Annotated in this window: 6 protein-coding genes and 1 other RNA gene; 2 read left to right on the forward strand and 5 right to left on the reverse strand. The window is 67.4% G+C overall.

Annotation, left to right across the window (positions count from 1 at the left end):
- Positions 1 to 15 precede the first annotated feature (15 nt).
- Both AC5P7R_RS02340 and AC5P7R_RS02345 read right to left on the reverse strand, forming a co-directional pair.
- Positions 16 to 10917 (reverse strand): autotransporter-associated beta strand repeat-containing protein, encoded by a 10902-nt coding sequence (locus AC5P7R_RS02340; protein WP_495213723.1) that lies wholly within the window; start codon positions 10915 to 10917, stop codon positions 16 to 18.
- 358 nt (positions 10918 to 11275) lie between these two features.
- Positions 11276 to 11593, reverse strand: a complete 318-nt coding sequence (locus tag AC5P7R_RS02345) for a DMT family transporter (protein ID WP_021204517.1) — start codon at positions 11591 to 11593, stop codon at positions 11276 to 11278.
- Between the two features lie 300 nt (positions 11594 to 11893).
- Here AC5P7R_RS02345 and ffs point away from each other — a divergent pair.
- Positions 11894 to 11990, forward strand: an RNA gene (gene ffs / locus AC5P7R_RS02350) — signal recognition particle sRNA small type.
- Between the two features lie 150 nt (positions 11991 to 12140).
- Here ffs and AC5P7R_RS02355 read toward each other — a convergent pair.
- Together AC5P7R_RS02355 and AC5P7R_RS02360 are read right to left on the reverse strand one after the other, a co-directional pair.
- The gene (locus tag AC5P7R_RS02355) at positions 12141 to 12908 is read right to left on the reverse strand and encodes an MBL fold metallo-hydrolase (protein ID WP_206621799.1); all 768 of its coding nucleotides are present in this window, start codon (positions 12906 to 12908) and stop codon (positions 12141 to 12143) included.
- Complete coding sequence (locus AC5P7R_RS02360; protein ID WP_021204519.1) at positions 12908 to 13657, reverse strand: 3-deoxy-D-manno-octulosonic acid kinase; 750 nt, start codon at positions 13655 to 13657, stop codon at positions 12908 to 12910. Before AC5P7R_RS02360 ends, AC5P7R_RS02355 begins: the two co-directional genes overlap by 1 nt.
- Before the next feature lie 20 nt (positions 13658 to 13677).
- Between AC5P7R_RS02360 and AC5P7R_RS02365 the strand changes: the two genes are divergently transcribed.
- Positions 13678 to 14724, forward strand: a complete 1047-nt coding sequence (locus AC5P7R_RS02365; RefSeq protein WP_058980312.1) for a glycosyltransferase family 9 protein — start codon at positions 13678 to 13680, stop codon at positions 14722 to 14724.
- 18 nt (positions 14725 to 14742) lie between these two features.
- On the opposite strand, the gene AC5P7R_RS02370 is transcribed toward AC5P7R_RS02365, so the two are convergent.
- Entirely contained in the window at positions 14743 to 15147 is a 405-nt protein-coding gene (locus AC5P7R_RS02370; protein ID WP_019659518.1) for a DUF6165 family protein, read from the reverse strand.
- Between the last annotated feature and the right edge of the window lie 669 nt (positions 15148 to 15816).

Below are 15816 nucleotides of genomic sequence, written 5' to 3' on the forward strand. Positions count from 1 at the left end.
ATCGCCGCACTTCCCTCAGAAGCCCACGCGCAGGTTGATCTGCCCACCCACGTCGCGGCGGCCATCGCCATGCTGGCCCTGCACGAACATCGACAGCTGGCTGTTGCGGCCGAGGCCGACCGCCACGCCCAGCTGGCTGACCAGCGCATTGCGCGCCATCACCGCACTGTAGACATCGAAGGCATTGCCGCCCACCGCGAAGCGATTGCGGCTGGCCACATCGGTGTCACCCGAGGCGTGCTGCCAGCCGAGGCCGACCGTCAGCTGTGCCGGGAAGCGCTCGCCGCTGCCCACGTCCCAGCGCCCACGCACGCCCACGGTGCTGACATTGAGCGTGTCCTTGCCGCCTTCCAGCGCCAGCGCAGCAGTGCCGCCCTGCTCCACTGCGCGATCGCTGTCGACCCAGTGCTTGGTGAACTGCACGTACGGCTGCAGCTGGGTCCTGCCATGGGACCAGGTCCAGCTGCCCTCCACCTGCGCGATGGTCACATCCGAGTCCTGGCGGCTGTACAGGGTCTGGCCCAGCAGCGGCACCTCACGCGTGGTGCGCGTGCGGTAGTCGCCGCGCGATACGCTGCCACCGACCGCGAAACCGTTGTTCCACCGGCCCTGTGCATACAGGCCGAACGTGCGGCCACGCAGGCGGGCCCGCGAACTGCGATCGTACAGGCGCGTATCCAGCCGCTCGTTGCCTGCGGCCGCACCCAGCACCACGTGCTCGCCCAGCTGCCAGTCCACGCCCGCCATCAGCGCATTGCGGTTGGAGCGGATGTCATCGCCGTTGCCGTCACCGTCCTGGCGGAACACCTTGCCACTCCCGGCCAGCCAGGCCGAGGCTCGCTCACCACGCACGGTCGGCAGCTCACTGCCCAGGCGCTGGCGGATACCCTCCTCCAGGTAGTTGTCGTACAGCAGCACCGCGCGGCTGGCCGCATGCACTTCACCCGAAAGCTGGTCGAACGCCGCGCGCGCAGTGCCCGCGTCATACATCAGCAGGGTGTTGTACAGGCCCAGCGCCGGGCCGCTCTGCGGCAGGCTGTCCAGCGCTGCGGCAGTGTTGTACTGGTTGCGCGTCGTCGCTGCGGTGGTGAATGCTGCGGTCTGCGCCACGTCTATCTGCAGGTTGGCCGTGTTGGCGGTGTAGACCGGGGTGATGGTCAGGAAGGCCGACGGCGAGGTTGCCGAAGCGAACTGCCCGCTCAGGCCACCACCTGCATTGACCACCGTGTACTGCTGGCCCTGCTGGTAGCTGGTGCTCGGCGAAATGGTGTTCACCCGCACCGTGCTGCCACCCACGTTTGCACTACCGCCCACCTGCACCGTGTCGCTGCCGGTGGCACCCAGGTCGATGCCCAGCGTGCTGCCCGGCGACAGGGTCAGATTGCCGCCCACCGTAATGGTGCCGGCGCCATTGCCCGCACCGCCGCTGTTGCCTGGACCATTGCCCGGCGACAGCACGCCGCCGCTGGACACCGTCACGCCGCCACCCGTGCCACCGATGGTCCCGGTACCGGACAGCGTGGTACCGCTGCCGATGGTCCACTGGCCACCGATGTTGCCGGTGACATTCAGGCCACCGCCGGTGACCTGGCCGGTGCCGCTGAAGCCGCCGCTGTTGCCGCCCAGGTTCAGGCCGCCCGGGCCTGCCTGCACGATGCTGCCACCACCGCTGATGGTGCCGCCCAGCGTGGTGGTGCCGCCGGTGTTGATGACCAGGCCACCATTGTTGGTGATATTGCCGGTGATCGAGCCGCTGGCGCCGCCATTGCCGACCTGCACGGTGCCGCCGGCATTGATGGTGGTGCCGCCGGTGTAGGTGTTGTTGCCGGTCAGGACCACGGTGCCGGTGCCGGCCTGGGTCAGGCCACCGTTGCCGCTGATGGTGCCGCCCACCGTGGTGTTGCCGCCGACGTTGAACACCAGGCTGCCGTTGTTGGCAACGTTGCCGGTGATCGCACCGCTCGCGCCACCGTTGCCGACCTGCAGCGTGCCGCCGGTGTTGATGGTGGTCCCGCCGGTATAGGTGTTGTTACCGGTCAGGACCACGGTGCCGGTGCCGGCCTGGGTCAGGCCGCCGCTGCCGCTGATGGCACCGCCGACGGTGGTGTTGCCACCCACGTTGAACACCAGGCTGCCGTTGTTGACGACGCTGCCGCCGATGGCACCGGTCGCCCCGCCATTGCCGACCTGCAGGGTGCCACCGGCATTGATGGTGGTCTGGCCGGTATAGGTGTTGTTGCCGTTCAGGGTCAGCGTGCCGCTGCCGGCCTGGGTCAGGCCGCCACTGCCACTGATGGTGCCATTCAGCGTGGTATTGCCCGCCACATTGGAGAGCAGCGTGCCATTGTTGGTGACGTCGCCGACGATCGAGCCCGTCGCACCGCCGTTGCCCAGCTGCAGCGTACCGCCGGCGTTGATGGTGGTACCGCCGGTATAGGTGTTGGTACCGGTCAGCAGCAACGTCCCGCTGCCGGCCTGGGTCAGGCCGCCGCTGCCGCTGATGGTGCCACCCAGCGCGGTGTTGCCGCCCACGTTGGAGATCAACGCGCCATCGTTGGTGATGTCGCCAGCGATGGAGCCGGTTGCCCCGCCGTTGCCGACCTGCAGCGTGCCACCGGCATTGATGGTGGTGCCGCCGGTGTAGGTGTTGTTGCCAACCAGGGTCAACACGCCAGCGCCGGCCTGGATCAGCGTGCCACTGCCACTGATCGCGCCATCGACTGTGGTGTTGCCACCGACGTTGAACACCAGGCTGCCGTTGTTGGCAACGTTGCCGGTGATCGCGCCGGTCGCACCGCCATTGCCCACCTGCAGCGTGCCACCGGCATTGATGGTGGTGCCGCCGGTATAGGTGTTGTTGCCGGTCAGGGTCAGCGTGCCGCTGCCGGCCTGGGTCAGGCCACCGGCGCCGCTGATGGTGCCGCCCAGCGTGGTGTTGCCGGCCACGTTGGATACCAGCGCACCGTTGTTGGTGATGTCACCCACGATCGCGCCGGTTGCACCGCCGTTGCCCACCTGCAATGTGCCACCGGCATTGATGGTGGTACCGCCTGTGTAGGTGTTGTTGCCGGTCAGCACCAGCGTACCGCTGCCGGCCTGGGTCAGGCTGCCACTGCCGCTGACCACACCGCCCACGGTTGCCGTGGTGCCGAGGTTGTAGACCAGGCTGCCGTCGTTGGTGATGTCGCCCAGCACCGAGCCGGTGCTGCCACCGTTGCCGATCTGCAGCGTGCTGCCACCGTTGATGGTGGTGCCACCGGTGTAGGTGTTGTCACCGCTCAGGGTCAGCGTGCCGGTACCACTCTGCACCAGGCCACCGGTGCCGCCGATCACGCCGGCGAACGTGGTGCTGGCGTTGTTGCCGCCAGTGGTCAGCGTTGCACCGCCCAGCGCCACCGTACTGCCGGTAACACCGGCCAGGCCACCGATGCTCTGGTTGCCACCGGCACTGATGTCCAGCGTACCGGTGCCGGCCAGGTTCACCGTGCTGGCGTCGGACAGGCTGCCGCCCGCGCCCACCGCCAGCGTGCCGCTGTTGATGGTGGTGGTGCCGGTGTAGCTGCTGGCGCCGGCCAGGGTCAGCGTGGCCGCACCGTCCTTGGTCAGGCCGCCTGCACCGGAGACCGCACCGGCCAGCGTCAGGTCGTTGTTGCCCAGCACATCAAGCGTGGCACCGGCGCCGAGTGCAACGTTGTTGGCCAGGGTCACCGCCGCGTTGGCATCCAGCGAACCGTTCCCGGCCACGTTCAACGCACCCGTACCGAGCGCGGCATTGTTGCCGACCACCAGCCCGCCGGCATTGAGGGTGACGCCGCCGCTGAAGGTGTTCGCACCGCCCAGCGTCTGCACGCCAGCGCCGTCCTTGATCAGCGCTCCCGTGCCGCCGATGGTGCCGTCGAACGTGGTGTTGCCGACGCCGCCGAGAGTCAGCGTGTTGCCACCCAGCGCCACACTCGAACCCGCCACGCCCGCCAGCGAGCCGATGCTCTGGTTGCCGCCTGCGGAGATATCGAACGCGGTACCCGCATTGGCGAGGGTGACCGCACCGGTCGCCGCCAGGCTGCCACCGGCACCGATCGCCAGCGTGCCGGCATTGATGGTGGTGCCGCCGGTGAAGGTGTTGGTACCGGTCAGGGTTTCGGTGCCGGTGCCTTCCTTGATCAGGCCGCCGGTGCCGGCAATCGAACCACCGAACGTGCCGTTGCTGGCATCGCCGATGGTCAGCGTGTTCGCGCCCAGATTCACCGTACCGTTGCCGATCAGCGTGCCGAACACCTGCGTACCCGCACCGGCCGACAGATCGAAGGTCGCGCCGGTGGCCAGGTTGACGGTGCCACTGGCAAGCAGGCTCGCGCCCGCGCCCAGCGCCAGCGTACCGGCGTTGATGTTGGTGCCACCGGAATAGGTGTTGGTGCCGTTCAAGGTCAGTGTGGCCAGGCCCTCCTTGGTGAGGAACCCGGTGCCGCTGAGATTGCCGTTGAGTGTCAGATCGTTGCTGCCCAGCACGGTCAGGCCGGCATTGAGAACGAAGTTGTTGCCCAGCGTGATCGCGCTGTTGGAATCGAGCGAGGCATTGCCACCCACGGTCACCGTACCCGTGCCAAGCGCGGAATTGTTGCCGACCACCAGGCCACCGGCGTTGAGCGTGACGCCACCGCTGAAGGCATTGGCACCATTCAGCGTCTGCACGCCGGCGCCGTTCTTGATCAGGCCGCCACTGCCGCTGATCACGCCGTTGTAGGTGCTGTCGGCGACGCCGCCGAGGGTCAGCGTGTTGCCGCCCAGCGCCACTGTGCTGCCGGCCACGCCGGCCAGCGAACCAATGCTCTGGCTGCCACCGCCGGAGATGTCCAGCGTGCCGGCACCGGCCAGATTCACCGCGCCGGTGGACGCCAGGCTGCCTCCGGCACCGATGGCCAGCGTGCCGTTGTTGATGGTGGTGCCGCCGGAATAGGTGTTGGCACCGGTCAGGGTCACCGTGGCTGCGCCGTCCTTCACCAGACCACCGGCACCGCTGATGATGCCGTCCAGGGTCAGCCCATTGCTGCCGAGCAGGGTGAGGTTGTTGCCGGCAGAGAGGTTGATGGCGTTGCCGAGGGTGACTGCCAGGCTGCTGTCCAGCGTCGCGTCGGCCCCCACGTCCAGCGCCCCCGTACCCAGCGCGCTGTTGTTGCCGACCACCAGGCCGCCACCGTTCAAGGCCAGACCACCACTGAACAGGTTGGCGCCGCCCAGGGTGAGGATACCCACGCCGTTCTTGACCAGCGCACCGGTGCCGGAAATCGAACCGTCGAAGGTGCTGCTGTCGGCGCCGCCGAGGATCAGCGAGTTGGCGCCGAGGCTGACCAGGGAGCCGGTCACGCCAGACAGTGAACCAATCGTCTGGTTGGCACCGGAACCCGAAATGTCGAAGCCCGCGCCGGCGGCGGCGACGTTCACCGCTCCGGACGAGGACAGACTGCCGCCGAGACCGATCGCCAGCGTGCCGGCGTTGATGGTGGTGCCGCCGGTGTAGGTATTGGTGCCGGTCAGTGTCTCGATACCGCTACCGACCTTGGTCAGGCTACCGGTGCCGGCGATCGAACCGCTGAAGGTGCCGTTGGCGGCGCTGCCCACTTCGATGTTGTTGGCGCCCAGGTTGACCGTGCCGTTGCCAACCAGCGTGCCGAACACCTGCGTGCCGTTGCCGGCCGACAGGTCCAGCGTGGCGCCGGTGGCGAGATTGACGGTGCCGCTTGCGGCCAGGCTGGCCCCGGCGCCGAGTGCCAGCGTGCCGGCGTTGACGTTGGTACCGCCGGTGTAGGTGTTGGCGCCGTTCAAGGTCAGCATCGCAGTGCCGTTCTTGGTCAGGCTGCCGGCACCGGAGAGCACACCGTTGAGGGTGAGCGCGCTGGTGCCCAGCACCGTCAGCCCGGCGTTGAGCACCACGTTGTTGGCCAGCGTCGCCAGCGCGGTGGTATCCAGCGTGGTCGCCCCACCGACGATGAGCACGCCGGTACCCAGCGCGGCATCATTGCCGAGCACCAGGCCGCCGGCATCGAGCGAGACGCCGCCGCCGAAGGTATTGGCACCGGACAGGGTCTGCACCCCGGCGCCGACCTTCACCAGCCCGCCACCACCACTGATCACGCCATCGAAGGCCCCGTTGGTCGCGGTGCCGAAGGTCAGCGAATTGCCCCCCAGCGCCAGTGTGGTTCCGAGCACGCCGTTGAGCGCACCGATGGTCTGGTTGCCGGTCGCGCCGGAGATATCGAAGCCCGCGCCGGCATTACCGAGCGTGAGGTCGCCAGCGGCAGCCAGACTGCCCCCCACGCCCAGCGCCAGCGTGCCGGCGTTGATGGTGGTGCCACCGCTGTAAGTGTTGGCGCCGTCCAGTGTCAGCGTGGCGGTGCCGTTCTTGATCAGGCTGCCATTGCCGGACACGATGCCGCCCAGGGTCAGCGCATTGCTGCCCGCTACGGTCAGCGCCACGCCCGAGCCAAGGTTCACCGCGTTGCCCAGCGTCACCGCGGTGCCGGCATCCAGCGAAGCACTGTTGTTCACCGCCAGCGTGCCGGAACCCAGCGCCCCGTTGGCGCCCACCACCAGGCTGCCGCCGTTCAAGGTCAGGCCGCCATCGAACGTGTTGGTGTTGTTGAGCGTCAGCAGACCCGTACCGTTCTTGACCAGGCTGCCGTTGCCAGCCACCACGCCGCCGAGGGTGACATCATTGGTGCCGCCCAGCGTCAGTTGCGTACCGGCACCAAAGTTCACCGCGTTGGCCAGGTTCAGCGCCACGGTACTGTCCAGCGTGGTGGTGCCACCGATGCCCAGCGGACCCGTGCCGAGCGCACTGGAGTCGCCGAGAATCAGGCCACCCGCGTTGAGCGCAAGGCCACCGCTGAACGTGTTGGCGCCGGACAGCGTCTGCACGCCCGTACCGGTCTTGATCAGGCCACCGGTACCGTCGATCACGCCGGCAAAACTGCCATCGGCGGCACCGCCGAAGGTGAGTGACTGCGCGCCAAGCAGCAGCTGGCTGCCTGCCACGCCGTTCAGTGCGCCGATGGTCTGCGCTGCACCCGCTGCGGAGATGTCCAGTGCCGCACCGGCGCCCGCAAGATCCACTGCACCGGTTGCGGCAAGACTGCCGCCCGCTCCCAGCGCCAGCGTGCCTGCGTTGATGGTCGTGCCACCGTTGTAGGTATTGGCGCCAGACAACGTCAGCCGCGCCGTACCGTCCTTGATCAGCCCGCCAACACCGAATACCGGGCCGGCGAGCGTCAGGTCATTGCTGCCCAGCACCGTGAGGTTGGCGCCGGCGGCGAGGCCTATGTTGTTGGTCACGGTGAGCGCCGATGCTGCATCCAGCGAAGCGTTGCCGCCCACGTCCAGCTGGCCGGTACCCAATGCCTGCGCATTGCCCAGCTGCAGCAGGCCCGCGTTGAGGCCAACACCCCCGCTGAAGGTGTTGGCTCCGTTCAACGCCAGTGTCGCCGCACCGTTCTTGACCAGGCCGCCAGTGCCGCTGATGACACCGCCCAGCGACACGTCCTGGCTGCCCAGCAGATCCAGCACCGCGCCTGCACCGAGGTTGACGTCGTTGGCGAGATTCAGGGCCACCGAACTGTCCAGCGTGGTATCGGCCCCCACCGACAATGCACCGGTGCCCAGCGCGCCGGCATTGCCCAGCAGCAGGCCGCCGCCGTTGACGGTCAGCCCCCCACCGAAGCTGTTGGCGCCATTGAGGGTCAAGGTGGTGGCACCGTTCTTCACCAGCCTGCCCGCACCGGACACCACCCCACCCAGCGTGATCGCCTGCGAACCCGGCAGCGACAACGCGGTGCCTGCACCCAGTGCCACGTTGTTGCCCAGGTTCAGCGGCGCACTGCCGTCGAGCGAGACGTTGCCACCGATGCCCAGCGTCCCGCTGCCGAGTGCGCCGCTGTTGCCCAGCAGCAGGGCGCCAGCGTTCGCGCTCAGTCCACCACTGAAGGTGTTGGTACCGTTCAAGGTCAGTGTCGCCGCGCCGTTCTTGACCAGGCTGCCGGTGCCCGTGATGTTGCCGGCCAGGGCCAGGTTCTGGCTGCCCGGCAGGGTCAGGGCCGCGCCGAGGTTGATCGCACTGCCCAGGTTCAGCGCTGTCGTGGCATCCAGCGATCCGTTGCCACTGACCGTCAGTGCGCCGCTTCCCAGCGCACCGGCATTGCCCAGTACCAGGCCACCGGCCGCAAGGTCCAGGCCACCACTGAAGGTATTGGCGCCGGTCAGCGTCTGCACGCCGGTGCCCTGCTTGATCAGGCCACCGGTGCCGCCGATCACGCCCGCGAACGTCTGGTTGGTGGCATCACCGAAGGTGAGCGTGCTGCTGCCCAGCGTCACCGTGCTGCCGGCAATACCGGACAGCGCGCCGATGGTCTGGTTGCCGCCGAGCGAGATGTCCAGGTCCGCGCCAACGCCGGTCAGGCTGACCGCACCGCCGGCGGCCAGGCTTCCGCCGCTGCCCACCGCAACCTTGCCGGCATTGATCGCCAGGCCGCCGGTGAAGGTATTCGCGCCACCCAGCGTAAGCGTGGCGGCACCGTTCTTGACCAGGCTGCCGGTGCCACCGATGGCGCCGCCCAGCGTCAATGCATTGCTGCCCAGTACATTCAGCAGGCCACTTGCGCCGAGGTTGATGCCATTGCCCACGCTCAGCGCCGCGCTGGCATCGAGCGTTGTCGCACCGCCGACATTCAGCGCGCCGGTTCCGAGCGCGCCGGCATTACCCAGGACCAAGCCACCGGCATTGAGCGCCAGCCCACCACCAAAGGTATTTGCACCGTTGAGCGTCAGCGTGGTCGCACCGCTCTTGACCAGGCCACCGGCGCCACCGATCACGCCGTTGAACGTGAGCGCCTGTCCGCCAAGCAGATTGAGGCTGGCGCCCGAACCAAGGTTGACCGCGTTGGCCAGTGCAAGCGGCCCCGTGGTTCCATCGAGCGTCACGTTGCCACCGACACTGAGCGCACCGCTGCCCAGCGCAGCAGCATTGCCCAGCAGCAGGCCACCGGCGTTGAGTGCCACGCCGCCACTGAGGTTGTTCACGCCCGACAAGGTCTGCACGCCGGTGCCCTGCTTGACCAGGCCCCCCGTGCCTGCGGCGAACGTGCCGCTGTAGCTGGTATCGCCCAGCCCCGCGAGGGTGAGCGTGCGGCTGCCCAGGTTGACCGAACCGCCGAGGCCCGCCAGCGAACCGATGGTCTGGTTGGCGGCCGCCGACAGGTCCAGGGTGGTACCGACGCCGACCGTGACCGCACCGGTGGGCGACAGGCTGCCGCCCGCGCCCAAGGCCAACGCGCCCCCGGCCAGGTTGAAACTGCCGGTCAGCGCATTGGCGCCGTTCAAGGTGAGCGTACCGGCGCCGTTCTTGGTCAGGTTGCCGGCACCGGAGATCGAACCATTCAATGACAACGCATTGCTGCCCAGCAGGTTCAGCGAGCCCCCGCCATTGATCACCAGATTGTTGCCCAGGTTGAAGCCCGCCGTCGTATCCAGTGAGGCGCTGCCACCCACGGTCAGGTTGCCGCTGCCCAGTGCACCGGCATTGCCCAGTACCAGGCCGCCGGCATTGAGGTTGACGCCGCCGGAGAACAGGTTTGCGCCGCCGAGAGTAACGATGCCGGTGTTGTTGACCGTCAGCCCGCCAGTACCGGACAGCACGCCCCCCAGGCTGAATGCATTGGTCCCTGCCAGGGACAGATTGCCCCCAAGGCTGAAAGCGTTGGCCAGGTTCAGACCGGCCGTGGAGGAGGCGATGGCACCGCCGTTGGCGGTGAACAGCCCGGTGCCGAAGGAACCGGCATTGTTGAAATTGACCAGGCCATCATTGAGCGTGGTCGTACCCGCACCCGCCCACGCACCCTGCAGGTTCCAGGTACCGCTGTTGACGGTGAGCTTCTGGAAGTTGAGGTACTGGTTCCAGCCCAGCGTGGTCACCGCGCCGCCGGTGCCGGAACCCGGGCCGCTGACGACGTTCTGCAGCACCAGCGTGTTGTTGGCCGCACCACTGCCGGTACCGGCGTCGACCGATCCCGCAGCCGCAACCTTTACCCCGGTGACACCGGTAATCACGCCGGCAAGAGCGGTGCCGCCGCCGCTCACAACGCTGGAACCCGACACTGCGGTGAAGGTGTTGCCGCCGGTTGAATCACCCAGGTGAACGCTGCCACTGACCGCCCCCGCATTGAGGAACGTGTTACCGCCAGAAGCCCCCAGGCCGACGCGTCCGTCGATGGTGCCGGTGTTGGTCACAGCGGCGGCTGCACCACCATAGGTCACCACCGTGGTCGCGTCGGAAACGCTGCCTGCACCGATCAACGACGTGCTGATCAGGCCGGCGTTGTTGATGGTGGTGGTGCCGTTGACATTCTGTGCCACCAGCGCCTGTCCACCGAAGCCCAGCAGCGTTGCGATGTTGACGACACCCTTGATCTGTCCGCTGGCATTGTTGTTGACGACGATCGCGCTGTTGTTGGCAGAAGCATTGCCGATGACCAGGCCGGGCGAGGCGAGGACGATCGAGCTCGGATCGATCGTGCCATTGTTGTTGACCGTCACGTTGTCGCCGGTCAGCGTTGCTGCGTTGCCTCCACCTACGATCGGCGGCGTACGCAGCAATGCACCCGCAGCGATGTTCAGCGTGAGGCCGTTGGTCGCGTTGGAGTAGTTGTTGATGTTGGTGGTGCTGTCGCAGTTCACGGTCGTGGTGCCCGTGCACGCTGCGAATGCCGATCCGCTGGCCAGTGTGGCGGCCAATGCCGCCGCCAGCTGGTGCGCCCGCAATCGCGGCACCCGTCCTGCGCTGACCGCGCTTCCGCCGGGATTGCGGGTGACCTCCGAAGCAACCTGCATTACCCCAAGGGCGCGATTGAAAACCAGACGGTAAATGCGGTTCATCGGCAAATCTCCATGAAAAGACCGGATGGCACAGCTGGCAGGTTTTTTGGAGACAATGCGGGCCGCCCCTGCTCCCGAGACGGGAACAAGGCCTGAAGGCATTAACTCCTGAAAATCTTCACATCTTCACGTGATCGCACCCCGGGACAGGTACGTCAGCATGTCCCTCAAGGCAAAAACTCCCCGGTTTCGCCCGACGAATGGCGGCACTGTGCGACCCGCCGTGCCAGCGGCATGTGAATCGCGCGCGTTATTTTCATGACGCACGTCAAATAAAAGGGGCCGGCAGAATGGTTTTGCCGAAAATGCATATCGCTATATGTGGCGGGGAATCCATCCCCGCCATGAGTAAATAAATTCAGCTACTGGAGAGTTTCATCAGCACCAGACCGGAAACAATCAGCACCGCTGCACCGATCCGCATCGGGCTGACCTGCTCACCCAGGAACACGATGCCGACCGCGAACGCGCCGACTGCGCCGATGCCGGTCCAGATCGTATAGGCGGTGCCGAGCGGCAGGCTGCGCATGGCCACCGCCAGCAGCCAGAAGCTGGCGATCATGCCGATGATCGTGAGCACGGTGGGGGTGAGCCGGGTGAAGCCTTCGGACTGCTTCATGGACACGGCCCAGACGATTTCCAGCAGGCCGGCAAACAACAGATAGATCCAGGCCATGACGGCCCTCCTCTTGGTAGGGCCAGGCCGTCCTGGTCATTGGTTCCCGATGTGGGGGAGGTCGTTCCTCCTGGCCGGCATTCTAGCAACGGGGGTGGGTGCCGGCCGCTGCCGGCGGCGACGGGTTACAGCCGATTCAGTGCGTGAAGCTGGCATCGACGCACCCGCCTGCGCTAGAATGAGCGCCTGCCATCGGCCAGCCGATGTGCAGTCCGGCTGTGGTCTCCGGCGCATCGCGCGCTGCTTCCCCTGATCCGTGAACTGGCCGCCCACCGGGCGGCCAACGTCTCTATGGTGGCCCCGTCGGCCCCTCGCGACGCTAGGTCGAAAACCCCGCCAGGGCCGGAAGGCAGCAACGGTATCGATCGACGCGGGCGCCGAGGTCAGCCGGCGGGGCCACCGCCTTTTCCGGCGACGCCCGCGCCTCTGCTAGATGCCAACCTTGGTTGGCGCCCTTTGCCGGGCATGGCCCCGCGCTACTGCAGCGCGCGCTCCAGCGCCTCCAGTCCAGCGGCCAGCGCCGTATCGGCGGGCTGGCCGGTTCCGCTCACGGCGGATCCTGCGCCAGTACGTGCGGCGCGGTCGGGTCGGCCAGCGGCACGCACTGCCCCGGCTGCGCCACGCGGTGCCCGCGCGCGGCCAGCGCCTGGCCATCGGCCACGCTGGCGTAGTGGTAGAGCATCATCCGCGCCTGCAGTTCGATGCTGTACTCACGCTCCAGGTCGTCCACACCCGTGTGTGACGGGTTGCCGTGCAGGCCGCAGTCGTGGGCGATCAGCTCGTTGTCATTGGCGAAGCGGGCCAGCATCTCCGGAATCGGCCGGGTATCGCCGCTCCAGGTCAGCGCGCCCTGCAGTCGCAGGCCATAGGCCGTCTCCGGCCAGTGGTGGCGCACTGGGAACACCTCCAGGCGCACTCCCTCGTGCCAGAACGCATCGCCCACCACGATCAGCTGGAAGGCATCCCAGAAGTTCGCACCGCCCTCGGCCAGCACGTTCGGATAGTCACCGATGCGCTGGTGCAGCAGCGGCACCACCGTGGCCGGCACATACAGGCGCACCTTGCCGCGCCGCTGCGCATTGAAGAAGGTGTCCACGAACAGCCGTTCGAAGCCAGCCACGTGGTCAAGGTGCACATGGGTCACGAACAACGCCTGCGGCATGTGGCCGTAGTGCGCCTTGAACGCGGTCAGCCCTTCACCACCACAATCAATGGTCAGCCACGGACGCCCATCCCGCTCGATCACCGACATCGGCGACCCCAGCTCGACCGCCGACGCATTGCCGACGCCGAGGAAACGCAACGACCAATCCATCAGGTGCCCCGGTTCCAGGCCATGTCATAGGCACGGCGCAGCCGCGCGTAGTCCTTCTGCACATCTTCCACGCTGCGCTCGCCGCGCAACTTGATCAGCGAGCGCAGCAGGCGCTTGAGGTTGCGTTCGCGCCAGGCAGTGGCCGGGATGCGGATCACGCCACGGTCGAAGTCGATCAGCCAGCCATGGCCGTTGCCATCGAACAGGATGTTGTGCGCGTTGAGGTCGGCATGGTCCAGGCCGGCACGATGGAAGCGGGCGATCAGCCGCCCCGTCTCCTCCCAGGGCGCGCCCCGGCCGGCGACCAGGGCGCGGTCGGCCAGCGAGCGCACGCCCTCGATCCGCTCCATCAGGATCGCGGCCCGGTAGCGCAGGCCCTCGCGCATGTAGAACGCGGCGATCGGCCGTGGCACCGGCAGCTTCTTCTCGCGCAGCGCGCGCATCAGCCGGAATTCGGCGAAGCTGCGGGTCCGGTCCGAACCGCGCCACAGGTACTGGTCGTGGCTGAGCTTCGCGGCCAGGCCGCCCCGCAGGTAGTGCCGCAGCACGCTGGCCCCGAACGGCGCGTCGACGAACCAGGCGCTGCCGCGGCCGCCCTCGCCCACCGGCCGGGCCCTGCTGCCCCAGTGCTGGGGCGAGAACAGGCCGATGTCGGCTTGCCGCAGCCGCTCGCGGTCGAACAGAATGGCCCCGATGCCGCGACCCTCGCGGCATGGCGTCAGCGCTTCATTGGCGTCGAATGCGACCATTTCATTGAGTCTAACAACACATGGCATCAGCGTCCTCCTCCTTGTGCCTCCTGCGCCTGTCCGCACTCGGCGACGTCACCCACGTGGTGCCCCTGGTGCGAACCCTGCAGGCTGCGCGCCCGGACACGCCGATCCACTGGATCATCGACAAGGTTGGCCACAAGCTGCTTGACGGCCTGCCCGGTGTCACCTTCCATGCCTACGACAAGAAGAGCGGCATGGCTGGGGTCAAGGAACTGCGCAGGCAACTGCCACCGGGGCGCTTCGAGGCGCTTCTGCAGATGCAGGTCGCATTCCGCGCCAACCTGCTGTCAGCCTTCATTCCGGCCGAGCGCCGCATCGGCTACGACCGCAGCCGCTCCAAGGACCTGCACGGGCTCTTCATCAACGAGCGCATTCCTGACCGCCCCGGCATCCATGTACTGGATGCCATCGGCAGCTTCTGCGAACCGCTGGGCCTGCGCCAGACCGAAGTCAGCTGGGATCTGGCCGTGCCGCCCTCCGCCTTCGAGTGGGCCGCCGCGCAGTGGCAGGACGATGGCCGCCCGGTGCTGATGATCTCGCCCTGCTCCAGCCACGTGCGGCGCAACTGGTATGCGGACCGCTATGCAGCGGTGGCCAACCACGCCGCACAGCGCGGTTGGCGGGTGGTGCTGTGCGGTGGCCGCAGCGAACTGGAGCGCCACATGGCCGATGCGATCCAGGCGCAGCTGCAGACGCCGGCACTGGACCTGGTCGGCAAGGACACGTTGAAGCAGCTGCCTGCCCTGCTGGCCCGCGCCAATCTGGTGATGACCCCGGACTCGGGCCCGATGCACATCGCCAACGCGATGGGCGCCAAAGTGCTGGGCCTGCATGCAGCCAGCAATCCGGACCGCAGTGGCCCGTACTCGGACCGCCGCTACTGCGTGGACCGCTACGATGATGCCGCGCGCAAGTACCTGGCCAAGCAGGCGGCGGACCTGAAGTGGGGCACCAAGATCGAATTCGACGATGTGATGGAACTGATCACCGTGGAAGACGGTATCGCTGCGTTCGAACGCTACGTCGCCGACCACCTGGGGTGATCGGCAGCCTGCCCGGGTTTACGTGCGCTGCGCGTAATCCTGGTAGGACTTCTCTTCCACGTACGCCGAGCCCAGCGCCAGGTTGATCGCCTTCTTGATGCGCGCGCGCTCGTCGTTGCGCAGGTAGACACTGCGCGCCAGGTCGATGAAGCCCTGGTCGAACGCCTGCACCTTCTCCTTCAGGCGGATGTCGTCCTCGATGTCCCACAGCTGCTCGTTGACCGCCTTCAGCTCGGCACGCAGCTTGGCGATGTCCTTCACCGCGGCCGGGTGTGCCATCCAGGTCTGCTCCAGCGCCGACAGCTCCTTGCGCACATTGGCCAGCTTGCCCTCGTCGCTGATGCGCTCGGACTTGATCTGCAGGATCGAGATCTTGTCCAGCAGCTCGCCGAAGGAAACGGGGACGAGGATTTCAGCGGTCATCGGGAAAAGCTCCAGCAGGTGATGCGTACATGTTAACCCGCAGCGTCCGCACGGATATCCCGGGTAGATCCACGCCATGCGTGGATGAGCCTGCCAGCAGGAACAGCATCCACGCTCCGCGCGGATCTCCCGTGATCCATCTGGAGGAACAAGCCCCTCTGTTGAGGGGCTGCCCCGACAGGGGCGGGGAGAGGCCGGCAAAGGGAGGGGCCCACGCGTTGCGCAGCAACGTGTGGGGCGACGCGCAGAGCGCGTCGCGTCCCGCGCCAGATCAGTACAGGGTCACTACGGCGGGATGCCCGCCGCGCATCCACGCACCGCGCGGATCTCCCGTGATGCATCTGGAGGAACAAGCCCCTCTGTTGAGGGGCTGCCCCGACAGGGGCGGGGAGAGGCCGGCAAAGGGAGGGGCCCATACGTTGCGCAGCAACGTTTGGGGCGACGCGCAGAGCGCGTCGCGTCCCGCGCCAGATCAGTACAGGGTCACTACGGCGGGATGCCCGCCGCGCATCCACGCACCGCGCGGATCTCCCGTGATGCATCTGGAGGACCAAGCCCCTCTGTTGAGGGGCTGCCCCGACAGGGGCGGGGAGAGGCCGGCAAAGGGAGGGGCCCACGCGTTGCGCAGCAACGTTTGGGGCGACGCGCAGAGCGCGTCGCGTCCCGCGC

This window comes from Stenotrophomonas sp. YJH_SMC_27 (genome assembly GCF_059369815.1).

Excerpts from the sequence above, each read along its gene's own strand:
- AC5P7R_RS02340 (WP_495213723.1), bottom strand. The coding sequence starts at position 10,917 with ATGAACCGCATTTACCGTCTGGTTTTCAATCGCGCCCTTGGGGTAATG.
- AC5P7R_RS02345 (WP_021204517.1), bottom strand. The coding sequence starts at position 11,593 with ATGGCCTGGATCTATCTGTTGTTTGCCGGCCTGCTGGAAATCGTCTGG.
- AC5P7R_RS02355 (WP_206621799.1), bottom strand. The coding sequence starts at position 12,908 with ATGGATTGGTCGTTGCGTTTCCTCGGCGTCGGCAATGCGTCGGCGGTC.
- AC5P7R_RS02360 (WP_021204519.1), bottom strand. The coding sequence starts at position 13,657 with ATGGTCGCATTCGACGCCAATGAAGCGCTGACGCCATGCCGCGAGGGT.
- AC5P7R_RS02365 (WP_058980312.1), top strand. The coding sequence starts at position 13,678 with ATGGCATCAGCGTCCTCCTCCTTGTGCCTCCTGCGCCTGTCCGCACTC.
- AC5P7R_RS02370 (WP_019659518.1), bottom strand. The coding sequence starts at position 15,147 with ATGACCGCTGAAATCCTCGTCCCCGTTTCCTTCGGCGAGCTGCTGGAC.